The sequence below is a fragment of the Halanaerobium saccharolyticum genome (assembly GCF_003259895.1).
GTDB lineage: Bacteria > Bacillota > Halanaerobiia > Halanaerobiales > Halanaerobiaceae > Halanaerobium > Halanaerobium saccharolyticum_A.
This window is the reverse complement of record NZ_QLME01000013.1, coordinates 66,681-89,910: the sequence shown is the minus strand read 5'-3', so window position 1 is coordinate 89,910 and position 23,230 is coordinate 66,681. Positions and strand designations below refer to the sequence as shown.

Annotated in this window: 24 protein-coding genes; all 24 read right to left on the bottom strand. The window is 36.1% G+C overall.

Annotated features, from left to right (window positions below):
• Positions 1-98 precede the first annotated feature (98 nt).
• Positions 99-1,355, bottom strand: a complete 1,257-nt coding sequence (locus C7958_RS09710) for a glutamate-5-semialdehyde dehydrogenase (RefSeq protein ID WP_111572480.1) — start codon at positions 1,353-1,355, stop codon at positions 99-101.
• On the bottom strand, positions 1,345-2,481 hold the full coding sequence (gene proB, locus C7958_RS09705; RefSeq protein ID WP_111572479.1) for a glutamate 5-kinase: 1,137 nt from the start codon (positions 2,479-2,481) through the stop codon (positions 1,345-1,347). Before proB ends, C7958_RS09710 begins: the two co-directional genes overlap by 11 nt.
• A 145-nt stretch (positions 2,482-2,626) precedes the next feature.
• Positions 2,627-3,106 (bottom strand): PTS sugar transporter subunit IIA, encoded by a 480-nt coding sequence (locus C7958_RS09700; protein ID WP_111572478.1) that lies wholly within the window; start codon positions 3,104-3,106, stop codon positions 2,627-2,629.
• 81 nt (positions 3,107-3,187) lie between these two features.
• Positions 3,188-4,609 carry a PTS transporter subunit EIIC gene (locus tag C7958_RS09695; RefSeq protein ID WP_111572477.1) on the bottom strand — a complete coding sequence of 474 codons (1,422 nt, stop codon included), beginning with the start codon at positions 4,607-4,609 and terminating at the stop codon, positions 3,188-3,190.
• A 164-nt stretch (positions 4,610-4,773) separates the two neighbouring features.
• Positions 4,774-5,631 (bottom strand): glucose PTS transporter transcription antiterminator GlcT, encoded by an 858-nt coding sequence (glcT, locus tag C7958_RS09690; protein ID WP_111572476.1) that lies wholly within the window; start codon positions 5,629-5,631, stop codon positions 4,774-4,776.
• A 215-nt stretch (positions 5,632-5,846) separates the two neighbouring features.
• A complete protein-coding gene (locus tag C7958_RS09685; RefSeq protein WP_111572475.1) occupies positions 5,847-6,752 on the bottom strand; it encodes a DUF7916 family protein in 906 nt (301 codons plus the stop codon).
• A gap of 212 nt (positions 6,753-6,964) precedes the next feature.
• A complete protein-coding gene (nagE, locus tag C7958_RS09680; protein ID WP_111572474.1) occupies positions 6,965-8,404 on the bottom strand; it encodes an N-acetylglucosamine-specific PTS transporter subunit IIBC in 1,440 nt (479 codons plus the stop codon).
• Between the two features lie 287 nt (positions 8,405-8,691).
• On the bottom strand, positions 8,692-10,413 hold the full coding sequence (locus C7958_RS09675) for an NADH-dependent [FeFe] hydrogenase, group A6 (RefSeq protein ID WP_111572473.1): 1,722 nt from the start codon (positions 10,411-10,413) through the stop codon (positions 8,692-8,694).
• A gap of 24 nt (positions 10,414-10,437) precedes the next feature.
• The gene (gene nuoF / locus C7958_RS09670; protein ID WP_111572472.1) at positions 10,438-12,240 is read right to left on the bottom strand and encodes an NADH-quinone oxidoreductase subunit NuoF; all 1,803 of its coding nucleotides are present in this window, start codon (positions 12,238-12,240) and stop codon (positions 10,438-10,440) included.
• Positions 12,241-12,263: 23 nt separating this feature from the next.
• Positions 12,264-12,626 (bottom strand): (2Fe-2S) ferredoxin domain-containing protein, encoded by a 363-nt coding sequence (locus C7958_RS09665; RefSeq protein WP_111572471.1) that lies wholly within the window; start codon positions 12,624-12,626, stop codon positions 12,264-12,266.
• Positions 12,626-13,183, bottom strand: a complete 558-nt coding sequence (locus C7958_RS09660) for an ATP-binding protein (RefSeq protein WP_111572470.1) — start codon at positions 13,181-13,183, stop codon at positions 12,626-12,628. The genes C7958_RS09665 and C7958_RS09660 overlap by 1 nt, the downstream gene beginning before the upstream one ends.
• Position 13,184: 1 nt before the next feature.
• On the bottom strand, positions 13,185-13,667 hold the full coding sequence (gene nuoE / locus C7958_RS09655; protein ID WP_111572469.1) for an NADH-quinone oxidoreductase subunit NuoE: 483 nt from the start codon (positions 13,665-13,667) through the stop codon (positions 13,185-13,187).
• 28 nt (positions 13,668-13,695) lie between these two features.
• Positions 13,696-14,430, bottom strand: a complete 735-nt coding sequence (locus C7958_RS09650) for a PHP domain-containing protein (protein ID WP_111572468.1) — start codon at positions 14,428-14,430, stop codon at positions 13,696-13,698.
• Positions 14,431-14,760, bottom strand: coding sequence for a DRTGG domain-containing protein (locus C7958_RS09645; RefSeq protein WP_111572467.1), 330 nt, complete (start codon positions 14,758-14,760; stop codon positions 14,431-14,433). It lies immediately after the preceding gene.
• Entirely contained in the window at positions 14,750-16,087 is a 1,338-nt protein-coding gene (locus C7958_RS09640; protein ID WP_111572466.1) for a [Fe-Fe] hydrogenase large subunit C-terminal domain-containing protein, read from the bottom strand. The genes C7958_RS09645 and C7958_RS09640 overlap by 11 nt, the downstream gene beginning before the upstream one ends.
• 19 nt (positions 16,088-16,106) lie before the next feature.
• Positions 16,107-16,544: an ATP-binding protein gene (locus tag C7958_RS09635; RefSeq protein WP_166668510.1), complete on the bottom strand. Its 438-nt coding sequence runs from the start codon at positions 16,542-16,544 to the stop codon at positions 16,107-16,109.
• Positions 16,545-16,567: 23 nt separating this feature from the next.
• Positions 16,568-16,942 carry a hypothetical protein gene (locus C7958_RS09630; protein ID WP_111572464.1) on the bottom strand — a complete coding sequence of 125 codons (375 nt, stop codon included), beginning with the start codon at positions 16,940-16,942 and terminating at the stop codon, positions 16,568-16,570.
• A gap of 173 nt (positions 16,943-17,115) precedes the next feature.
• Positions 17,116-17,466: a type II toxin-antitoxin system PemK/MazF family toxin gene (locus C7958_RS09625; protein WP_111572463.1), complete on the bottom strand. Its 351-nt coding sequence runs from the start codon at positions 17,464-17,466 to the stop codon at positions 17,116-17,118.
• Positions 17,447-17,752 carry a CopG family transcriptional regulator gene (locus C7958_RS09620; RefSeq protein WP_258394139.1) on the bottom strand — a complete coding sequence of 102 codons (306 nt, stop codon included), beginning with the start codon at positions 17,750-17,752 and terminating at the stop codon, positions 17,447-17,449. Before C7958_RS09620 ends, C7958_RS09625 begins: the two co-directional genes overlap by 20 nt.
• A 95-nt stretch (positions 17,753-17,847) precedes the next feature.
• Positions 17,848-17,994, bottom strand: coding sequence for a hypothetical protein (locus C7958_RS15650; protein WP_166668511.1), 147 nt, complete (start codon positions 17,992-17,994; stop codon positions 17,848-17,850).
• A gap of 196 nt (positions 17,995-18,190) precedes the next feature.
• Entirely contained in the window at positions 18,191-20,440 is a 2,250-nt protein-coding gene (locus tag C7958_RS09615; protein ID WP_111572481.1) for an IGHMBP2 family helicase, read from the bottom strand.
• A 16-nt stretch (positions 20,441-20,456) separates the two neighbouring features.
• Entirely contained in the window at positions 20,457-20,999 is a 543-nt protein-coding gene (gene dcd / locus C7958_RS09610; protein ID WP_111572461.1) for a dCTP deaminase, read from the bottom strand.
• Between the two features lie 11 nt (positions 21,000-21,010).
• Positions 21,011-22,615 carry an NAD(P)H-hydrate dehydratase gene (locus C7958_RS09605; RefSeq protein ID WP_111572460.1) on the bottom strand — a complete coding sequence of 535 codons (1,605 nt, stop codon included), beginning with the start codon at positions 22,613-22,615 and terminating at the stop codon, positions 21,011-21,013.
• Between the two features lie 4 nt (positions 22,616-22,619).
• On the bottom strand, positions 22,620-22,997 hold the full coding sequence (gene acpS / locus C7958_RS09600) for a holo-ACP synthase (RefSeq protein ID WP_111572459.1): 378 nt from the start codon (positions 22,995-22,997) through the stop codon (positions 22,620-22,622).
• Positions 22,998-23,230: the final 233 nt, after the last annotated feature.

Sequence of the window (23,230 nt, the reverse complement as noted above, 5' to 3'; positions counted from 1 at the left end):
TGTCAAGGGCAATGCGGTCATCCAACCATTAAAATTTACTCAAAATTTAATTTCTAACTTCAATATCACTTTTTCATAGATTTTTAGACAGTACCAGCTTACTCGCGAATCTGACCATCACCCATGATTATATATTTAGTAGTCGTTAATTCTTTAAGACCCATTGGACCTCTAGCATGCAGTTTCTGGGTGCTGATACCTGTTTCAGCTCCTAAACCAAACTGGCCTCCATCGGTAAAACGGGTTGAAGCATTTACATAAACTGCTGCTGCATCAATATCATCCAGAAAAGCACGAGCAGTAGTGTAATTTTCGGTGACTATCGCCTCCGAATGTTTGGTTCCATATTGATAAATATGCTCTACTGCTTCCTCATAATTATCTACAACCTTTACAGACATAATATAATCTAGATACTCGGTTGCATAGTCTTCTTCTGCAGCTTCTTTTACTTTAGGAATAATTTTTTTAGTCCGCTCACAACCTCTTAATTCGACATCACTTTCTGCAAAAATCCGGGCCATCTCCGGCAAAAATTCCTCAGCAACTTCTTGATCAACTAAAAGACTTTCAGCAGCATTACAGACTGCAGGTCTTGAATATTTTGCATTAAATACAATTTTTTTAGCCTTGGTTAAATCTGCATCTTTATTTACATAAACATGACAGTTTCCAACTCCTGTTTCAATTACGGGCACCTTAGACTCGTTCACTACCTTCTGGATCAGACCAGCTCCACCCCGGGGAATTAAAACATCTAAATAGTCATTTAAAGTAAATAAGATATCTACAGCTTTCCGGTCAGTAGTAGCAATTAGCTGGACAGCTTCTTTGGGTAGTCCTGCCTCCTGCAGACCATCTTGAATAATGTTAGTTAAAACTTGGTTAGAGTTAAAGGCATTTGAACCGCCTCTTAGAATGACAGTATTTCCTGATTTTAAACAGAGACCAGCTACATCGACAGTTACATTAGGTCGTGCTTCATAAATAATCCCTATAACACCAAGCGGAACTCTAATTTTCCCAATCTGGAGCCCATTTGGTCTTTTCCACATCTGTGGTACTTCTCCAATTGGATCCTCCTGACCAGCAACTTCTCTCAGTCCCTGAGCCATACCTTCAATTCTAGATTCGGTCAGCTTAAGTCGATCCAGCAAGGCTCGACTTAAATCATTATCTCTACCTTTCTGCATATCCTTTTCGTTAATCTCTAAAATCTCTTCCTGCCTTGCCAGCAGCTTATCTGCAATTAAATTCAGAGCTTTATTTTTCTCATTCGTACCAGCCTTAGCTAATTTGCGCGCCGCTTTTTTTGCCGCTTCTGCCTGTGTAATCAATTCTTCTCTAATACTCATCTTTATCTCCTCCTATGACCATATTATCTCTGTGAATAACTTCGCTTTTATTAAAATATCCAAGTATTTCATCTATCTCATTTGAATGAGCACCTTTAATTTTTTCTATTTCCTCAGAACTGTAATTAACAATTCCTTTTCCAATCGCAACCCTGCCATTACTAATAGTTACCGGATCACCACTATTAAAATCTCCTTTAACCCCAACAATTCCACCGGGAAGTAAGCTCTTACCTCTTTTTAGCAGAGCTTCTGCTGCTCCCTGATCAACTACTACTTTTCCCATAGGTGGCAGATTAAAGTTCAGCCACTGCTTTCTTTTAGAAAGTCTTTCTTTAGCTGATAAAAAGGTGGTGCCAAGATCAAATTTCTCGTTTTCAGCCATTTCAACTATTTTTAAGAGAGAATTTTTTTCTTTTCCGGGACCAATAATCATTACAACACCAGAATTGACAGCAATTTTTGCAGCCTCGATTTTAGTTTCCATACCACCAGTTCCAACCTGGCTGCCCTTACCACCGGCCATCTTTTCTATTTCTGCTGTAATGTTTTCCACCTTAGAAATCAGTTTTACCTTTTCATTTTTCTGATTTGGATTAGAATTATAAAGTCCGGCTACATCTGAGAGATTAACCAGCAAATCTGCCTCTACCAGGCCGGCAACTCTGGCAGCCAGAGTGTCATTATCGCCTACTTTTATCTCATTAGTAACAACTGTATCATTTTCATTGATAACTGGAATTACTCCGTGATCGATTAAAGTTTTTAAAGTATTAAACGCATTTAAATAACGATTTCTATTTTCCAAATCACTTGAGGTCAGTAAAATTTGGGCGCATTTAGCCCCATATTCTCTAAAAAATTTATTATAAATTCCAATTAAAAGCCCCTGTCCAACTGCTGCACAGGCCTGCTGTTCGGGAATAGAAGTTGGTCTTTTTGCATAACCAAGTTCTCCCATACCAGCTGCTACAGCACCTGAACTAACAAGTATAATTTCTCTTCCCTGATTTTCAAGATCGACAAGCTGTCTGCTTAAAGCATCAATTTGAGAAAAATTTAGTTTTGCATTTTGATTACTTAAAGTACTGCTGCCGACTTTAACTACAATCCTTTTAAATTTCATTATCAAATCATCCTGTCCTTGAATAAGAATGCAAATCACTTTAATTTATTATATCAAATTTAATTGCAGATAAAAAGGGGGAATAACTGTAAGCATCTACAGTCATCCCCCATTTCTCTTCCAAATATTAAATTAATTGAACTGCTTAGGCTAATTCTACCTTTAAAACTTTAGTGCCAGCTTTGACACTTTCTTTTTTTAATATTTCCATACTTTTTACCTTTTCCATATTGGTAACAATAACTGGAGTAGTTATTGAAGGTGCATTTTCCTCAATAAAATCTAAATCCACCTCGACCAGAGGAGTTCCAACTTCTACTTTATCACCATTTTTTACAAGTTTTTCGAAACCTTCCCCATCCAATTTAACGGTATCAATCCCAATATGAACAAGTACTTCTAATCCTTTTTTAGTTTTAATCCCTACCGCATGACCGGTAGAAAAAATTTGCACTATTTCGCCAGCACATGGTGCTTTAACAACATTTTCTTCGGGAGTTATAGCAAAACCATCTCCCAGCATTTTTTGTGCAAAAGCATCATCCGGTACATACTGCAGTTCAGTAACTTTTCCTGCAAATGGTGCTGATAAATATTCTTCCTTCTTTTTAAATATATTAAACATTAAACCGCCTCCTTTAATTTATTATAATACATTTTCTTTTACTTTTACAGCAGGACTTAAATAAAATGGGATAGAGATGCCTTACATTATATTTTTTATTTTATCCTTTAAGGCATCAGATTCAGGGCCAAATACTACCTGAACACTGCTTCCAGATTTCATAACTCCGGATGCTCCTAATTTTTTAAGTTCTTTTTCATCAATTTCATTATTATCAACAACTTCCAGCCTCAATCTGGTAATACAGGCATCTACATTTTCCAGGTTTTTACTACCACCCAGGGCAGCAAGTATATTTACCGCTCTTTGATCCTTATCAACCGGAGCCTCTTCTTCAGACTCAACAGCATCACTGCCGCGTCCTGGTGTTTCAAAGTTAAATAAAGGTATGGTGAAATAGAAAACGGTAAAATATAGAACTGCCATAATCGGTCCCACAACCAGCCAGAACATCCAGGGATTCCCAAGATTAGATAGACTTAAGACATAGTCAATGGCACTGGCAGAAAAAGTATATCCAATTCTAATGTCAAACAAATTGGTTAAAAGTCCAGAAATAAATCCACCTGCCACATGGAATAAATAAAGTGGTGGCGCCACAAATATAAATGAAAACTCAATTGGTTCTGTGATTCCTGTTAAAAATGAAGTCAGGGCTGCAGTGGTCAGCATACCTGCAACTTTAACTTTGTTTTTTGCCCGTAAGTACATTGCCAGACAGGCAGATGGTAATGCAAATAACATCAGAGGAAACTCAGCTGCCATAAAACGACCGGCTGTCGGATCACCAGCAAAAAATCTGGCTGTTTCTCCTCTTAAAACCTGACCTGCTTCGGTTGTAAAACGTCCGAACTCATATAAAAATGGTGGATAATAAACATGATGTAATCCAACAGGTATCAAGGCCCTTTTACCTGCTGCATACAGGGCCGGACCAATAGAAGAAGCCATCGCAAAACGAGCAAATTGATTAATTTGGATCTGGATTGGCGGCCAGATAAATGACAGTGCAACTCCTGCCAGTACAGAACCTGCTGCTGTGACAATTGGCACCAGCCTTTTACCGGCAAAAAATCCTAAATATGGTGGTAACTCAGTAGTATGAAATTTCTTATACATCTGAGCGGCGATAATACCAACTATAATACCTCCAAAGACTCCAGTGTTAATTGCTTCTATACTGCCGCCTGTACTTTCGGAAATATTTATTATTCCTGCCATGATTTCCAGAACCCTATCATAGACTACAAAGCCAACTCCAGCAGCCAGAGCAGCAACAGCATCACCTGCAAAACCAATTGCTACCCCCAGTGCGAAAATTAAAGGTAAGTGGTCAAAAATAGCTATTCCACTATTAAACATCACTTCCCCAATATCAACAACAAGTCCATTCTGTTCCTGCATTAGTCTACCAATGGCCACTAAAATACCAGCGGCAGGCAAAACAGAAACAGGAGTCATTAACGCTCTACCAATTTTTTGTAATTTCTTAAAACCTTTCATTAAAAAATCCTCCTTTTAAAATAGTATAATTTAAGATTAAGATATATATGAAAGCAAAAAAAGCTGACTAGATAGAACAGAGTCTCTAAAGTAAACTCTTCTATCTAATCAGCTTTTGCCTGATCTAACAGTAACACGCTAAATTTTAGATTTAATATTCAATTTTATGATTCAAGATCTCTTTTTAATCGGTGCAGGTGCAGAGCTAAATAGCCTTTTTCAGATTCCGGCACCTGATAATCAAATTTTCCCTCTATTATTATAGCAAGTTTCTCTGCAAGTTTAAAGGAAAAATCAAAATTTTCCTTTATATTTTCTAAAAGAGGATTCGGATTTGAAGCCCCGGTCTCTATTCGCTCCAGAGCAAATCGCAAATGGTTAACTAAACGAGCATAGTTTAAACTTTCATAGACCAAGTTCTGACCAAGTTCTGTTTCTACTTTAGTTACCAGTTCTTTAATTAAAGAAGTGTTTTTTAAGGTTTTAGAAATACCTCTTTCATTTCTGGCGCCGTGAATATGCAGTGTGATAAATCCTACTTCACTTTCTGGAATCTCTAAATCAAACCTCTCAGAAATCATTTTCACCGCTTTTTCTGCCACATTATATTCTTCATTATATAATGTCCTTGTTTCTGCTAAAAAAGGATTAGCAACCTCAATCCCATCTTTGATTCTTTTCAGTGAAAAAGCAATATGGTCAGCCAGCCCAATTCTGATATGCTGATCCAATTCTTCATTCAGTTCTTCACTGGCCATAGCAATAATTTCTTCAGTTATTCCAATTATTTTACTATCAACTTCTTCTAACAGTTGAATATAATTTTCTCTTTTTTCACCTTTAATTGGTGCAAATTCTTTATCAATATTAAGTTCGGATTTGCTTATCTGATCTCCATTTTTTCGGGAAAAACCAATCCCTTTACCTATAAAAATCAATTCTCTTTTAGAAGTAATTTCTTCTGCCAGAATAACATTATTATTAAATATCTTTTTGATAATATATTTCTCAGCTGCAGCCATAAAAGCCTCCTCAAAAACTACAAATAACTGGCAAGATAAGTGGCTGTAATTAATTATAGACTAAAAAAATCCAGAAAAAGATAGGCTTTAGCCAATAAATTAAAGTTATCCCTTCCTAGATTATGCCTGATTTAACAGTTACACTCTAAAAAATATTCATTTCTTTAATAATAACAGTTTTTAATATTTTTTTCAAGTGTTTTTTAAATTTAAAATTATCGATTAATCGAAAGAGCCATTCTGCGATAACTATGTCTTTTACCTCTAATTGTTTTAGATAAGCTCAGTATATTCTCTGGTAAAGCAATCCCCCCATAAGCAGCATCTCCAATATGCTGAATATCTGCCCCGGCCATTTTACTCATCAATGCAATTTCCCTAATAGTTTCCTGATCAGCACTTTCCTGTGAAGTTCCAATTGCAGTTAAAGCTAATTTACCCCGGTTGTGAATCAATTTAATTATTTCTTTAAGAGAACTTAAGTCAATTCCGGGGACCGTACCTACAGCCGGCAGTAAAATTATATCTGTTCCAGCTGAAATTAAAGAATCAATATATTTTGCAGCCAGATAATCTTCATCTATTCCAGCCATATGCATTTTACCAGCTGTTATGATAATCTGATCTCCAAAATTTTGATCTGCAATTTTAACAGCCTCAATTATTGCCTGATTGCTGACTCCCACAGATGGATTGCCGGTAAAAGTAATCATATTAAAACCAGCCTTAACCGCCTGTTCAATATTTTGTAGAGTTGCTTTACGTCCGGAACTCAATTTTACAAAATGATCAGCTTCAATATTCTCTTTATTTACCGGTTCCAGATTAATTCCCAAAGGACGTCCAGATAATCTTTTTATTTCCTTAACTATTTCGGCAGCATTACCTTGCTTAATATTTTTAAAGAATGGTTGATTTAAATCGAATAAGTTTAACAGCAAAATATCTGCGCCAAAGGCCGCTGCTACTTCTGCATTACTTAAATCTCTAAATAAGGATTCTGCTCCTATTACTTCAGAAATAATAGTTCTACCCTCTGATAATTTAATTGACTGCAGTAATTCTTCTTTATTATAATTTAAAAGTTCTGAGCTGCTTGAACTTAATAATCTTTTGACCATCTCTCTACCCTCTTTCGTTTATAAATTAACTTTTTGGAAATTAGGAATCTATAAATATTTGACTGAGACTTGATTAAATTACGCATTGTCGGCTCAGCATTAGAACATTGAGTCCGGCATCCACAACAAAGAGTTAGGTATAATTTCTTAGATATTAAAAAAATAAGCCGGAGTTTTCAGGCTCCGGCTGAATAAGATAACTAAACTAATAATTAAGCTTCCATTACCTTTAATTCCTGTTTAATATCATCAGCAATCATCTCAGCTTTAGTCCCAACAACAACCTGAGCATTATTCTTATTTGCCTTTAAAACTCCAGTGGCTCCAAGCTGCTGCAGAGTTTGTTCATCGATTTTAGAAGTGTCTCTAAGTTCAAGCCGAAGTCTGGTGATACAGGCTTCTATACTTTTAATATTTTCCTTACCACCAAGGGCTTCAATATAAGCTCTGGGTTTATTTTTTCCACCTGCTCCAGATTTGGCTGAACCCTGTTTCTGCTGCTGTGTTTCAGGCATTACACTCATTCCAGAATCAGCAGCCTCTGAACCCAGACGGCCTGGTGTAGGAATATTAAATTTCTCAATTGCAAATCGGAAGAGGAAATAATAAACTATAAAAAATACAATTCCGATTGGAATAATCCAGAGCGGCCTGGTTGCAAGTCCATAATTCAGGAAGTAGTCAATTGCACCTGCCGAAAATCCAAAACCATGCTGAATCCCAAGCACATAGGTGATAACCAGTGATAAACCAGTTAAAATAGCGTGAATTAAATATAATACTGGTGCCAGGAACATAAATGCAAATTCAATAGGTTCTGTAATCCCGGTCAGAAATGAAGTTAATCCTACACTTAAAAAGATACCAGAAACTGCTGCCTTATTTTCTGGCTTAGCTGAATGATACATCGCTAAAGCTGCCGCAGGCAGACCAAACATCATCATCGGGAAAAATCCGGACATGAAAAATCCTGCTGAAGGGTCACCAGCAAAGAAACGGGAAAGGTCTCCAGTTACAACTTCTCCAGCTGCGGTAGTAAACTCACCAAAGACAAACCAGATAAAACTGTTAATAACATGGTGCAGTCCCAGTGGAATTAATAAACGATTTAAGAATCCATAAACAAAGACCCCAATCGCTCCAGCATCAATTATCCACTGACCTGCAAGCTGGATAGCATCCTGAATTGGAGGCCAGATAAAACCAAATATTCCGGCCAGAACAACAGCTGCAGCACCAGTTACAATCGGTACAAAACGGCGGCCGCCAAAAAAACCTAGAAAATCAGGTAATTCAATATCATGATAGCGATTATATAATGCACCGGCAGTTAAACCACCAATAATACCGGCTAAAACTCCCATATTAATATCTGAGTTAATAGCCTGAGTTCCATTAGTTATCACAAGATAACCAACTGCACCAGCCAGACCAGCAGAACCTGAACTGTCATGGGCTATACCAACTGCAACACCAATACCAAATAATAAGGCCAGATTATCAAAAATTGCTGAACCGGCAGCCATTACAAAAGGAATATCAAACACATCACCAGCACCTAGTCTAAGTAATAAAGCAGCTGCAGGCAAAACCGCAATTGGAAGCATCAGAGACTTACCAATACGCTGTAATTGAGAGAATAATTTTTTCAATTAAATCAACCTCCTTGTTATTTTAAAAATAAATCAAAATATTATTATTAAGTGACCTCCTCTGCTGTCCCCCTGATCAATAATTAATTTATTTCCCAAAATTTCAGGGTGTTTTTTGAATATTAACTCTACTTTTAATTATACTCAACTAGAGTTTTGTTGTCAAGATAATCAATTACATACAGTAATTTCTATCAATAAGTAAAAAAGCCGCCCTGATGGAATTTATCAGGACGACTCTAGATTTTAGATATTTAATTTGAAACTAATAAGTCTATTTAACTTTATTAATTTTTAGGTCTTGCCTTATATTTAGTGTGTAAGAGGTGATGTGATTCTCCACCCAATGGCTCACCTAAAAATTCATCATATAATTTGATGATCTGAGGATTTTCGTGTGACTTTCTAATTTTACTTGTATCGTCAATAGCTGCCAGACCCTGGCCACGTTTTTCTTTCTTTTCATCTGTAGCAGGACGAGGCTGACCTCCTCCACCAACACAACCATGAGGACAGGCCATAACTTCAATAAAATCTAAATCACTTTCGCCAGATCTTACTTTTTCCATTAATTTTTGGGCATTTGCAAAACCATTTGCAATTCCAACTTTAACTAAACGATCTCCGATTCTAACTTCAGCTTCATTAATTCCTCTAAAACCTAAGTTTAATCTTTCCAGAGATTCTCCAGTTAATTTTTCTTTTACAGTTCTTACAGCTGCTTCAGCAACTCCACCGGTTGTACCAAAAATTGTACCGGCACCAGTTGATTCGCCCATCAGTTCATCAAAATCTTCATCTGGAAGCGAGGTGAAATCAATACCCATTTCTTTAATCATCCGGGCAAACTCTCTTGTGGTTAAAACAGCATCTGTATCTTTAAAATCTGATCCATTAATTTCTTCTCTATCTTTTTCGAATTTTTTTGCTGTACAGGGCATAACTGCTACTGTATAAATTTTTTCTGGATCAACACCAGTCTGATCTGGATAATAAGTTTTACTTAAGGCTGAAAACATCTGCATTGGAGATTTAGCGGATGATAAATGTTTAAGCAGATCAGGAAAATTATGCTCAGCACCTTTAACCCAACCTGGACAGCAGGAAGTAATATGAGGTAATTCTCCCTCACCATTTAATTTCTTTAAAAATTCACTACCCTCTTCCAGAATTGTCAGATCTGCTGCAAAGTCTGTTGAAAATATCTGGTCAAAACCAAGTTTTCTTAAAGCAGCAACCATTTTCCCTCTGACAACTGTTCCTGTTTCCATTCCAAATTCTTCCCCTAAAGTTGCCTGAATGGAAGGAGCTGTCTGAACTAAAACATGTTTGTCGTCATCTTCCAGGGCAGCCCAAACTTTATCTATCTCACTTAGCTCGGTAATTGCTGCTACCGGACAGACAGTTGCACACTGACCACAATTAACACAGTTGATATCTGCCTGTGGTAAATCAAAGGCAGTTGTTACTATTGAATTAAAACCACGCTCAGTAAACTGCAGTGCCGAAACTCCCTGCACTTCTTCACAGATACGTACACATCGTCCACATAAAATACATTTATTTGGATCTCTTTTTAAAGCCGGACCTGCTGTGTCAAGTTCCAATTCTCTTTTTTCTCCAGCAAATTTTTCCACATCTTCTGATTTGATTCCTAATTCATAAGTTAAATCCTGAAGTTCACAGTGATTATTCCGATCACAACCAAGACAATCATTAGGATGATTTGCCAGCAGTAATTCAACATTTCTTCTTCTGGCCTTTCTGGCCTTCATACTTCTGGTATTAATTTTCATGCCGTCTCTCACCGGGGAAGCACAGGATGCGAGTAATTTACCGCTTTTCTCATCTTCTACCACACATACCCTACAGGCACCGTGTAAACTTAAATCAGGGTGGTAACAGAGAATAGGTATATCAACCCCAATCTCTTTAGCTGCTTCCAGTAGAGAGCTATCTTCGTCAACTTCTACAGTCTGTTCATCTATTGTTATTTTAACTTTGCTCATTAATTTCCCTCCTATTATAAGAGTTTATCCCTGTGAAATTGCGTCTACAGGACATTCTGGTTCACAGGCTCCACAGGCAATACAAACATCAGGGTCTATTGTAAATGGATTCTTAATTTCTCCACTTATTGCATCTACAGGACATACTTTAGCACATTTACTACAGCCAATACAGGCTTCTTCGTCTATTACATAGGCTCCTGCTAAATCAGAACAAACACCAGCAGGACAATTATGGTCATGGATGTGGGCTTCATATTCATCCCGGAAATAACGGACTGTACTTAAGACAGGATTGGGAGCTGACTGCCCTAAACCACATAAAGATGTGCTTTTTATATGGTCTCCTAATTCCAATAATAACTCAATATCTCCATCTTTACCTTCACCATCAGTTATTCTATTTAAAATCTCTAACATTCTTTTTGTACCTTCTCGACAGGGGGTACATTTACCACATGATTCGCTCTGGGTAAAGTTTAAGAAGAATCTTGCTACATCAACCATACAGGAATCTTCATCCATTACAACCATACCACCAGAACCCATCATAGTTCCAGCATCTAATAATGAGTCGTAATCAATTGGTAAATCCAGATAATCCTCAGGTAAACAACCTCCAGATGGACCACCAGTCTGAACTGCCTTAAACTTTTTACCCTGTCCAAGTCCACCACCAATTTCGAAAATAACTTCTTTTAAAGTTGTTCCCATAGGTACTTCTACCAAACCGGTATTATTAATTTTTCCAGTTAAAGCAAAAACTTTTGTACCAGCACTTCCTTCTGTACCAATTGCTGTAAAACTATCTGCTCCCTCATTAATTATATAGGGAATATTTGCATATGTTTCTACATTGTTGATATTGGTTGGTTTGCCCCAGAGTCCTCTTACTGCCGGATAAGGTGGTCTTGGTGTAGGCATACCTCTTTTACCTTCAATAGAGTTCATTAGAGCTGTTTCTTCACCACAAACAAAGGCTCCTGCACCCTTTTTAATATGAAGTTTAAAATTGAAACCGCTGCTGAAAATATCATCACCCAATAAACCATATTCTTCAGCATCTTCTATAGCTTTTTCCAGCCTTTTAATTGCCAGTGGATATTCGGCTCTAACATAAACATAACCTTCATCAGCACCAATTGCGTAAGCTGCAACTAACATACCTTCTATAATTCTGTGAGGATCTCCTTCTAAAATACTGCGGTCCATAAATGCACCAGGATCTCCCTCATCAGCATTACAAATCAAATACTTTTTATCACTTTCGGAGTTTTTAGCAAACTGCCACTTTAAACCTGTTGGGAAACCTCCACCCCCCCGGCCGCGAAGACCAGAGTCTTTTATAGTATCCACAACTCCCTGAGGCTCCATTTCAGTTAAAACTTTACCTGCTGCTTCATAGCCACCTAAAGCAATATATTCATTTATATCTTCCGGATCAATCTTACCACAGTTAGCCAGCGCTATCCGCTGCTGCTTTTTGTAAAAATCAATATCCTGATAGGATGGGATTTGTTCTTCTGTCATTGGTTCTTTAAAAAGTAATCTTTCTACAGTTCTACCTTTTAATAAGTGTTCCTCAACTATTTCTGCCACATCATCTGACTGTACTTCACAGTAGAATACTCCTTCTGGATAGACGATCATGATTGGACCTTTTTCACAGAATCCGTGACATCCAGTTTCTACAATTTTTATTTCTCCACTTAAATCATTTGCAGCTAATTCTTCTGCTAAAGAATCTTTTAAAGTTTTAGCTCCAGATGATACACATCCTGTTCCTGTACAGATTAATACATGGGAACGATAAATAGAATCCTTCATTTACAAGTGCCTCCTTATTATTCTTAGTTGTGTCGGGCGATTACTAAACCAGTTACGACATTGCCATTTACTACATGTTCTGAAATAATCTTTTGTACATCTGCTTCACTTAAATTTCCATAGGTAATTCTTTTTTTACCAGGAAGTTTTACATCGATTAGAGGTTCTTTTTCGCACATACCAATACATCCAGTCTGGGTCACTCTGACATCAAGATCTCGTTTTTCGATTTCTGCTAATACAGCTTTCAAAATATCTCTGGCTCCTGCTGCAATCCCACAGGTTCCCATTCCAACAATAATTTCTGCTTTTGTTCCCTGATCACGCTTTTTCATTTCCTTCTGCACTTTATTTCTTAATTCTTTTAATTCTGCTAAAGATTTCATTAAAAAGCTTCACCTCCGCGGATTTCTGCTAAATTTTCTCCAATATATTCTCTGATCCAGGCGATTATCTGCCTGGACTGAATTGAAAGATCTTCCAATTCAGCTTTAATTTCTCTGCTATCAAATTTGAAACTATTTTCCTGATATTGATGCTGGTAAACAAGATCAACCTGATCACCATTGGCTGCTATAAAATTACTGATTGTAGTTGTCATGTCTCCCAGAGGAGCTCGATCAATATGATCATATTCAAACTTCGCTGCTACCCTGGTGCCTTTATCAATTTGAGAATCAATTTTAAATTCCCCACTACAACTCTCTGCAGCTGCTTTAAATAATGACAAACCCAGGCCCACTTCTCTGGTTGTTCTTGAAGTAATAAAAGGATCAGTAATTTCATTTAATTTCTCCTGAGAAATTCCACTACCATTATCCTCGATCACTATCTTTAATAAATTATCGTCTATTATTTCTTCAATCTTAATTTTTATTAAATCAGCTTCTGCTCTCCGAGAATTTTCAATAATATCCAGAATATGAAGAGATAATTCCCTCATTTTATTTATACTTTGCCATAATCTCAGGAACTTTTTCGGGAGTTAAACGACCATGTGTGTCATCATTGACCATAATAACTGGAGCCAGACCACAGGCACCAATACAGGCTACAGATTCAAGTGTAAACTCTAAATCATCAGTAGTTTCTCCTGCTTCAATCCCCAGCTCATCTTTAATAGCATTTAAAATACCTTCTCCACCTCGAACATGACAGGCAGTACCCATACAGACTCGAACAATATTATTACCTCTTGGCTGCTGATGGAACTGACTGTAAAATGTTACAACTCCATATACCTGACTTAAAGAAAGATTCAAGCCTAAAGCTATCTCTTTCATAACCTCTTCCGGTAAATATCCATATTCTTCCTGAGCTTCCTGTAAAACCGGGATTAAGTATCTTTCCTTTTTTTCATAACGTGATAAAATTTCTTTTAATGGCTCTAAAAACTCTGCTAATTTTTCTTCTGTCATCTCTGCCATCAATAATTACCTCCTTGATAAATTAAGTTTAAATTAAGTCAATCTTTCTTCCTTCTTCTTTTTGAACAGCTTTTTTAAATTCTGCAAAAGAAAATTCTTCAACTATCAGACTCTGATAGGCTTTTATTTCTTTAAGATAGTGACTGTCAGAATTCTGCATAAACTGCAGTTTATTTAAATAAGAAAATTTTTCGTGTAAAATTTTTGGCTCAGTATTTTTGGATATTTCAGCTGTAATTAAGTTTAGTTCCGGTGGTATAAATCCCAGCTGAGATATAATACTGTGTTTTCTATCCAGGTGTGAGGGTACTGCTACCCCACCCAATTTTCTAACCCTGGCAAGACACTGTTCTAAACTCAAATCAACTGCCCCGGCAAGTAAGTACTGTATTTTAGATTGATAATCATCATTAAAATTACATTTAATTTGAGGCCCAAAAAAATCCTCATCATTTTTCTGTTCAGGCAGTCTGTCATAAACTATTTTCTGCCATTTTAGAAGACTTTTGAGGTCTGGGAAATAACATAAAATGTGAATTTCTTCTTTTGTTTCAGTCTCCATTGCCGGAATATATTTCAAATTATGCTTTTCACAAAAAAACCCGAAAACTTCTACATTTTCTGCAGAATTATGATCTGTCAGAGCTAAAACTTCAATCCCCTCTTTTTTTGCTTTTTTTACTATCTCTTCTGGAGTCATCAATAGATCACCACAGGGAGACAATACAGAATGTAGATGAAGATCAGCTTTTAATTTCAGCATTTAAATTTTACTTTCACAAAAGTTACAGGCTAAAGCATAACTTTTTTTTCTGGTTTTTAATAGATTAACTCCTTTTTGACAGGCTCTCTGAACTGCATTTTCTTCATAATCAAAGTCTTCTACCAGGATCACAGCGGCCAACTCTACTAATAAAGCTACAGCTACCACATTTTGATGTCCCTGAACTGTCAACCAGAGATTTCCCTGTTCAGCCCTGGCCATTACATTACTCAAAAGATCACCTATATAAGCTCCATCAACTTCTCTGTCTAAATTCGGGCCAGCAACTACTTCTAAATCAAATTGATCTACAAGTTCTTTAACTGTCATCTGCTTCCTCCTTTTTAGATGCCATAACTGGCGGTAACTCATTTGCCAGAATTGAAAGATCATCTGCCAGTCTGCCAAGCTGTTCTCTAAGCATAAATATACAATCAGTTCTACTGGCACGTCCGTTAATTACATCTTCGGCAAAAGTCTTACAGTCTGGTGCACCACAGGCTGCACAATCTAATCCAGGTAAAATCTCTATTTCTTTCTGCAGCTGTTCCAACTTCTGCATTGCCTTTTTGAAATCATTATCCAGTTTTGATACATTATCTGCAGTAATTTTTTCAGAAAGGGCAAAATTATAAAATTCATCATCTTTTTTCTTTAAGTCAATATTATGTTTTTGCATGATTTCCCTAATATTTTTAATCCTTTCTTCTAAGTTAAACTGTGATTGAAAAGGATTAATAACATTTAAAACCCCTCCAATACAACCATTAGCACAGGAGGTGAGTTCAAAATACCTAATTGCTTCTGGAATATTATTTCTCTCTATTTCATCCAGCAGCTTTTTTACTTCCGTAATTCCAGAAACACTTAAAGTGTTTATATTCTCCCAGGATTTCAAAATACTTTCTTCTCCACCTTCACTTCCCCAGATGGTCGCCAGAGTCATCAATTGATTATTTTCTTCTTTCTCCAGTTCGATATCTTCCAGTGATTCATATATTTTTTGATAGATACTCTCTACCCCAATGGCACCACTTAAAAAACTTGTTTTCTGTCCGATTGCTCTTTTGACAGTGGTTAGTTTTGCGGGACAGGGAGTTAAAAAGAAAATATCTGGATCAATATTTTTTTCTTCTTTTAATTTTCTTTCAATTCTTTCGGCAATTAGCTCCACCGGTGATTTAAGAGGAATTAACATCTCAATTAGATCAGGAAATTGAAGTTTAATCAATCTAACAATTACTGGACAGGAAGTAGAGATATAAGTTCCAGAATTATTATTTAAAAAATCAAGTGTTTTACGGGATAAAGCGGCCGCTGCATCTGCTACATCAAAAACTTCCTCAAAGCCTAAATTTTTAATGGCTTTTTTAATTTTTTGTGCAGAAATTTTTGCAGAAAATTGGCTGTAAAAACTGGGTGGAATTAATAAAATTGGATATTCAGACTTTTCTATTTTGGTAAGTTGATCTGTTTTAGTATATTTAGCATGGTATTCACAGGCTCTAATACATTCTGCACAGTCAATACAGAGATCCTCTTTGATCCAGGCTTTTCCCTGATGGACCCGGATTGCTTTTGTAGGACACCCCTTCACACAGTTTGTACATCCCTCACACTTTTCTTCTTTTAAGAGCACAGAGTGCTTTTTGGTCATCATTAACCTCCTGCAGCGATTAATTAGTACTATCAGTTAAATTAATTATTACTTTCACATGTGTTCCATTTTCCTTAGATGATTTTACATCAATCTGGTCTGCATAACGTTTGACATTAACAAGTCCCATGCCAGCTCCAAAACCCATTTCCCGGATTTCATCACTTGCAGTAGAATAACCAGCTGTAAAAGCTTTATCAAGATCTTCTATTCCCGGGCCACTGTCATCAACCCTGATCTCCAGCTCTTCTTCGGAAATTAAAGCTGTCAGTTCTCCTCCCAGAGAATGAATTACCACATTCATTTCTAATTCATAGGTAATAATTGCTGTTTTGCGAACAGTTTGAGATGGAACTCCCAGTTTGCGCAGGATATTTTTTAAATTACTTGAAGCTTCTCCCCCGCTCTGAAAATCAAAACTTTCAATTTCTTTATTCAATATTTGTTGTTTTTGCAAAGACAAAATCAACTCCTGATAAATTATTTGGAGGCTTCTATATAATTCATCTCTTCCGGTCCAATCCCATTTTTATACAAAAGACCACAGGCCTCAAATAACGGCTTGTCTGTGGAATAAAGAAAAATATTCAGCTGATTGGCTAAAGAAATTGTTTCTATCTGTGGTTCTTTTCCTCTGACAAATATAATAACCTTAATCCCAACCATTTCGGCGGTACGTACTACCTGAGGATTAGTCAAACCGGTCAGCAAAAGTGTCTTTTCATTCGAAAAGGCCAGTACATCACTCATTAAATCAGCACCACAGGCGTTTTTTACCTCGAAATCATCCTTTTCTTCAGTACCCTCAAAGATAGTTTCAGTATTAAGAAGAGATTTGACAGTTTTTAGATTCATTTTTAACCTCCATAGTTAAATAATATCTTATTTTTGCCGTTTTTGCAATTTGTAAAATATTTCTATTTATTGATTATAGTGATAATATTCACTTTAAACAATAAAAAAATACCCATCAAAAGTATATGATATTTTTTTCACACTGTCAAGAAGAAAAGCTTAAAATATATATATTATAAATCTATTAAGCCAAGACTTATTTCCAGTGATTGATTAACATCTTCGATTACATCTTCACCAAGATGGGCTATGTGGCGCTGTAATCTCTTCTTATCTAAAGTTCTGATCTGTTCTAATAATATAACAGAATCTTTATCCAAATTGTTGTAGTCAGCTGGAATCTCAACATGAGTTGGCAGCTTAGCTTTGTTAATTCGAGAAGTAATCGCAGCTACAATTACAGTAGGACTGTACTTATTCCCAATATCATTCTGGATAATTAAGACTGGTCTAACTCCGCCCTGCTCAGAACCTACAACTGGATTTAAATTAGCGTAAAAAACGTCACCCCTTTTTACTTTCAATTTTTTCACACTCCACCAGTCTTTGTTCATAGCATAAGTATGAATGACACTCACTTGATAAACCCTCATCAGCTAATTGTTGATTAAGACCGGCCATTTTTTTATAACCATCGCGAAGATGATTTCGAACCTCTTCTTTTTTCAATTCTTTTAAATAATACTTAACTGCCTGATTGAGAAATGCATTTCGCTTCTGATTATTATTTTTACAATAATGTTCAATTTCTTCCACAACATATACTGGAAGTTCAATCTTTAATTTTCTGCTTTCTGACAACAGACACACCTCCACTGCTTTTCAGCTGTTTTTATTATATCATTTAATTGATAATAATCAATTATGACAGCTAGATTTTCGAAAAATGAAGAAAAAAGATGAGACTAATTAGCCCCATCCTTAAGTAGAGAAACATTTCGAATAAGATCTTCATTTACTGCAGCCAATTTTTCATAGCCCTTAACCATTGCTCTGGCAATCTCTTCTTTTTCACTTTTACTAAAGTTTTTCTTACGGCGCAGCCTCTCCACTATTAACCACCTCATTCTAAAATGATTTCAAAACACCTTTAGTCAATCTAATTATATCTTAAATTTTAAATAGTGTCAATAAAAATATCCCTTAAAATTACTGATATTACTGGGATCAATCAATTTTTTTATATCTCTGTAAAAGGTCTCCAGAGAAATATAATATCTGGATATTTAATGATTATTTTGGAGATAACTATAGTTTATAATAAAGCCCACTTTTTTTGATATATTTAAGCAGTTTATTATATGCATCATGCTCACAGATTGTGCTGCTGTCACCAATAAAAATCATTTTTCTTTTAGCTCTGGTTAAAGCAACATTAAGGCGTCGTAAATCTCTTAAAAAACCAATATTATTTTCCTGATTGCTGCGAACAGCAGAAAAAATAATCATTTCTTTTTCCCTTCCCTGAAAAGCGTCAACTGTATCAATTTCAACATTTTTAAATTTATTGTGCTGATTTATTAAATCAACCTGATCTTTATAAGCAGCTATTACAGCAATATCATCCTCTGAGAGAGAGGATTTAAGAGCTCGATCAAGGATATCAAGTACAATTTCTGATTCCACAGGATTATCATAAGAATTTGAGCCTTCAAACGATCTTTCAGCTGACTTCATTTCTCTGGTATCTAAAAAGACCAGAGGATACCCTGACTTTAATGATTTATCTGTAAAACAATCTTCACCCGTTGTTTTAACTCCCAGATCACCTATTTTTTGTTCTGCTACAGAAGCGGCTGCTTTAAGGCTGTTATTGTAAAAATAAATACTGGAAAAACCCATAATTTCTCTATTCATTCTATACTGAATTTCCAGCAGGGAACTGAGCTGCTTCTGATAGTTTTCGATTAATTTTTCAAATAAAGAGACACTTAAACCTTTTTCCGCTGCTTCCTGGTTGACTACAGTCGGAGGCAGCTGTTTATGATCGCCGATTAAAATTGATTTTTTTGCTTTTAGATAAGGGATTAAAGCTGCTGGTTGTGTCGCCTGAGTAGCCTCATCTATTACACTTAAATCAAATTCTCTGTTTTCTAACAGCTCAGAGCCGGCTGTAATATTAGTAGTACAAATAACATCAGCTTCGTCCAGCAGTTCTTCTACGGCTTTATTTTCAAGCCGTTCTATTTCTTTAAAATACCTGTCTATTTTTTCCTGAAGCTCCAACCAGCTTGCCATTTCATCAATAACCTCAGGGCTGATACCTCTAACATGATGTTCTAAATCTTTTTCGGCATAATTTTTAATTTCCTGATCCGATAAACCTCTTCTGTATTTTCCACCGGGATAAATATAGGATTCCTGTTTATTAATTAAATCAGAAACTTCATCTCTTAATTTTTCTGCTTCTAAATAATCCTGGTGCTCTAAAACTACCTCATCTAAAGTGTGTTCTCTTAACTTTTTAGTAACCCGGATTGGATGTCCAATTCTAATTACATTAAGATCTTTTTCCGCCAGCAGCTCCAACAAATTATCAACTGCTGTATTCGAATCTGCTGCTGCCAGAACCTTAGCTCCCTGTTCGACAGCTTTTGCTATCAGTTCCACTGCTGTTACAGTTTTACCAGTTCCAGGAGGTCCCTGAATTAAATAGATGTCTTCTGCAGCCAGTGCATTTTCTACAGCATCTTTCTGCGACTGGTTGAGAAACTCAAGTTCCAATTCTTCTCTAGCAGCAAATGTCGGCATTTTCCTATCCAGCAGGATATCTCTTTTTCTTTCCTGCAGCTCGTTTTCGGGATGTTTTATTTTTTCCAGAGCAGTAAACATTCTCTGGAAAGTTGTATCATTAACAAACAAATCAAGCCTTACTCCTTTATTATAAATAAATTCAGGTGGGTGACTCTCAAAAGCCACCGTAATCGAATAAGATGTTTTTTCTACCACTGTGCCGGTAGGGTTATCCGGATGTAAAGGCTTATTTAGACTGATCATTACTAAATCTCCAGGAGTGATTTGAGTCTCAGCCAGCCTTTCTCCTTGATATTTAGAAGTTAATTTCACCAGAGGGCGGTGGCCGAAAGTGGTTCCATTATCCTTTCCATGTAGATCTAATAATGTTCTACCTTTTGCCTGTCTTTCTCTAGCTGATAAATATTTTATTTCCAGTTTATGTCTATCTATTTCTTCTTCTCTTTCTAAATCAACTAATTTATGAAATTTATTATAATAATTTATAATTTCTTTATCAATTAAATCATCCTGATTTTTAGCGCTGACCTGAACCTTAACTCCCCCAATCTGATTATTATCCATAGCTTTTATGATTTGGGAAGCAGAATCCCAGTTTACTTCTACTTCAGCTTTATTATTTCTTTTATCTATATTAATTTTACCAATATCATCACTTGCTGTTCCGGCCTCATTAATAAAAGCACCTACAATATCACCAGGACCAATACTATTATCTATATTCGAAATAACTAATGTTACCATAACTACACCTCCAGGTTTATCTCTTTTTATTTTCTGGATCTTTAAAAACTCTGGTGCCAACTGTATTTTTTTGTCCCTGATATTTACCACGATATGGATTATCTGCTTCATTATCCATAGAAGCAAATACAAGCTGACAGATTCTGCGATCCGCTTCCAGTTTAATAGGAAGTCGATTTGCATTATAAAGTTCCAGAGTAATCTGACCTTCAAATCCAGGGTCAACCCAGCCCGCATTTTGAATAAAAAGCCCCATTCTCCCAATAGAACTTCTTCCTTCAACAAAGGCAGTTAAATTATCCGGTAGTTTAATATATTCCTTTGTTGTAGCAAGTAAGAATGAATGCGGTGGAATAATAATTTCTGAGCCTTTTACTTCTTCGTAATGTACCTGATCATTTAAAGTCATTAAAGGTAGAGAATTTTCATCTACTTTCAAAAAATCATCCCCAAGCCTCATATCCACAGAAGCTGGCTGAATCTGCATTTCATCAATAGGATCTATAATAAGTTCTTTATTTGCTAACATTTTTTTAATTGTATTGTCTGATAGTATCATTATTTGACTCCTTAATATTTAATTTTTAAAAGTTTCCATACTTCTGGCAAAAAATCTATTATATCACCTGATTTTAAGCCAAAATCACTTTTTTGCTCTGCTGCCAGCTCTCCACTTCTACCATGTACATAAACAGCCAGTGCTGCAGCATCAAACATAGGCATACCCTGACCTATAAGGGCAGAAACAATACCTGTTAAAACATCACCACTACCGGCAGTAGCCATCCCATTGGTACCTGTATGATTAAGATAAACCCTGCCATCAGCTGCTGCAGTAACTGTTGCAGCTCCTTTAAGAATAACATTCACCTTATATTTTTTCGCAAAGTCTCTAGCAATTTCAATTCTATTTTGATTAATTTCCGTAATTGATTTGTCAAGCAGCCTGGCCATTTCTCCAGGATGAGGAGTAATTAATATTTCCCCGCCGTATTTTTTTAATAAATCTAAATTTTTAATTGAATTAAGAGCGTCAGCATCAAGCACCAGCGGCAGACTCAGATTTTCTAGAATACCCCTGATAACTTTCTGAGTGGCCTCATTATTACCAAGACCTGGACCAGCTGCCAGCAGATCTACCTTTGAACTAAAATCTAAAATCTTTTCAAGTGACTTTTCGGCTATAATTCCATCACTGGAAGCCAGAGGAATGCTTAGAAGCTCCTTTAACTGGTTGGCAACTACTGCTTCAACCTCAGCGGCTGTCAGAAGATAAACCAGACCGGAACCACTGCGTAAAGCTGCTTCCGTACTTAACAAAGGCGCTCCTCCCATCCCTCTTGATCCAGCCAGAAAAGCGATTTTGCCAAAAGTACCCTTATGTCCATCATTTTTTCTGAGCGGCAGTAAAATCTGAGCATCGCTTTGGGTAAATAGCTTTAGATCTTTACTGTTTTTAGCAATTACATCCTCTTTAATTCCAATATCTACTACTTCAACTCTACCGGCATAATCACTGCCCGGGTATAAGAGCAGTCCCCGTTTATAGGCAGCCATAGTTACCGTATAGTCAGCTTTGACGGCTCGACCGGCTACACTTCCATCTTTTCCATTGATTCCAGAAGGAATATCCACAGCCAGAACCTTTTTCCCATATTCTTTAACCACCTGATTAATTAAGGGAATTATTTCTTTAATGTTACCTCTTACTTCACCTGTAATACCTGTACCCAGCAGAGCATCTATTATAAAATTACTGTGCTTTAATTTACTCAATAATCTCCTGGAATTTAGCTCGTCATATTGATAGTATTCAAGATTATGATAAAGACAGAGCTCATAATTTTTCTTATTCACCCCGGAGAGTTCATCCCCAGCTGCAGCAAGAATTATCTCAACCTGATAACCTTTACTGGTCAGAATTCGAGCTGCTGCCAGTCCATCTCCTCCGTTATTGCCTTTACCAACCAGAATTGTAATTTTAAAATTTTTAATTTTTTTCTTTTCAGATTTTTGATAGTAATTAACATTATTTAATAATTTCTCTTTTATAATTCTATCTGCAAATTCAGCAGTTTCCCGGGCTGCAGCTTCCATCAGTAAAATTTCTGGAATCCCAGCCTCTATAGTTTCCTGATCACACTTTCCCATTGATTCTGGAGTCAAAACATACATTCTTTTAAGCTCCTTCCAAAATGATTTGTGCTACACTGTATTTTTTTTCGTGAGAAATACTTAAAAAAATATTTTTTACTCCTAACTCTTCTGCCCTGACAGCAGTTCTCTTAAATAATCTCACTTCTGGTTTGCCCAGCTGATTATTAAATATCTCGATATCATGCCAGCTGTTTTTGCGCATCCCTGTACCTAGAGCTTTAAGCACTGCCTCTTTGGCAGCAAAACGAGCAGCAAAAGAAGGAGTAGAGTTCACTTTGCTCTTACAATATTCAATTTCATTATCTAAATATACTTTTTTTAAAAATCTTGTGCCATATTTTTCAATCAATCTTTCTATGCGGCTGTTTTTTACAATATCTATTCCCGTACCAATTATCATAAGATTTCCTTTCTACTATAAATTACTACTTTAAATAAGCTATCTATCATAATTATATTAAAATTCTCTCCTAAATGCAAAATACTTAATCTCCAAAACTTATTTTAGACTATGAAGCTATTTATTGGAGCAAGTGGGTTTTAAAAATAAATTAGCCCCAAAAAGAAAAAAACCCATTTAAATTAAGCAGACTCTCACTTAATTTATGGGCCTTAAATTATCTTTGTTATATT

Bases quoted from the DNA above. Each gene is read 5' to 3' on its own strand.
- C7958_RS09665 (WP_111572471.1), bottom strand. From the start codon at position 12,626: ATGAAATCTTTAGCAGAATTAAAAGAATTAAGAAATAAAGTGCAGAAG.
- nuoE (WP_111572469.1), bottom strand. From the start codon at position 13,667: ATGGCAGAGATGACAGAAGAAAAATTAGCAGAGTTTTTAGAGCCATTA.
- glcT (WP_111572476.1), bottom strand. From the start codon at position 5,631: ATGGCTGCAGCTGAGAAATATATTATCAAAAAGATATTTAATAATAAT.
- C7958_RS09700 (WP_111572478.1), bottom strand. From the start codon at position 3,106: ATGTTTAATATATTTAAAAAGAAGGAAGAATATTTATCAGCACCATTT.
- C7958_RS09675 (WP_111572473.1), bottom strand. From the start codon at position 10,413: ATGAGCAAAGTTAAAATAACAATAGATGAACAGACTGTAGAAGTTGAC.
- C7958_RS09615 (WP_111572481.1), bottom strand. From the start codon at position 20,440: ATGGTAACATTAGTTATTTCGAATATAGATAATAGTATTGGTCCTGGT.
- dcd (WP_111572461.1), bottom strand. From the start codon at position 20,999: ATGATACTATCAGACAATACAATTAAAAAAATGTTAGCAAATAAAGAA.
- C7958_RS09640 (WP_111572466.1), bottom strand. From the start codon at position 16,087: ATGACCAAAAAGCACTCTGTGCTCTTAAAAGAAGAAAAGTGTGAGGGA.
- C7958_RS09645 (WP_111572467.1), bottom strand. From the start codon at position 14,760: ATGACAGTTAAAGAACTTGTAGATCAATTTGATTTAGAAGTAGTTGCT.
- C7958_RS09650 (WP_111572468.1), bottom strand. From the start codon at position 14,430: ATGCTGAAATTAAAAGCTGATCTTCATCTACATTCTGTATTGTCTCCC.
- nuoF (WP_111572472.1), bottom strand. From the start codon at position 12,240: ATGAAGGATTCTATTTATCGTTCCCATGTATTAATCTGTACAGGAACA.
- acpS (WP_111572459.1), bottom strand. From the start codon at position 22,997: ATGATAATTGGTACGGGAATAGATATTGTAAAAAACAGCCGCATAGAA.
- C7958_RS09685 (WP_111572475.1), bottom strand. From the start codon at position 6,752: ATGGTCAAAAGATTATTAAGTTCAAGCAGCTCAGAACTTTTAAATTAT.
- C7958_RS09630 (WP_111572464.1), bottom strand. From the start codon at position 16,942: ATGAATCTAAAAACTGTCAAATCTCTTCTTAATACTGAAACTATCTTT.
- proB (WP_111572479.1), bottom strand. From the start codon at position 2,481: ATGAAATTTAAAAGGATTGTAGTTAAAGTCGGCAGCAGTACTTTAAGT.
- C7958_RS09710 (WP_111572480.1), bottom strand. From the start codon at position 1,355: ATGAGTATTAGAGAAGAATTGATTACACAGGCAGAAGCGGCAAAAAAA.
- C7958_RS09605 (WP_111572460.1), bottom strand. From the start codon at position 22,615: ATGTATGTTTTGACTCCAGAATCAATGGGAAAGTGTGATCAGGAAACT.
- C7958_RS09660 (WP_111572470.1), bottom strand. From the start codon at position 13,183: ATGAGGGAATTATCTCTTCATATTCTGGATATTATTGAAAATTCTCGG.
- C7958_RS09695 (WP_111572477.1), bottom strand. From the start codon at position 4,609: ATGAAAGGTTTTAAGAAATTACAAAAAATTGGTAGAGCGTTAATGACT.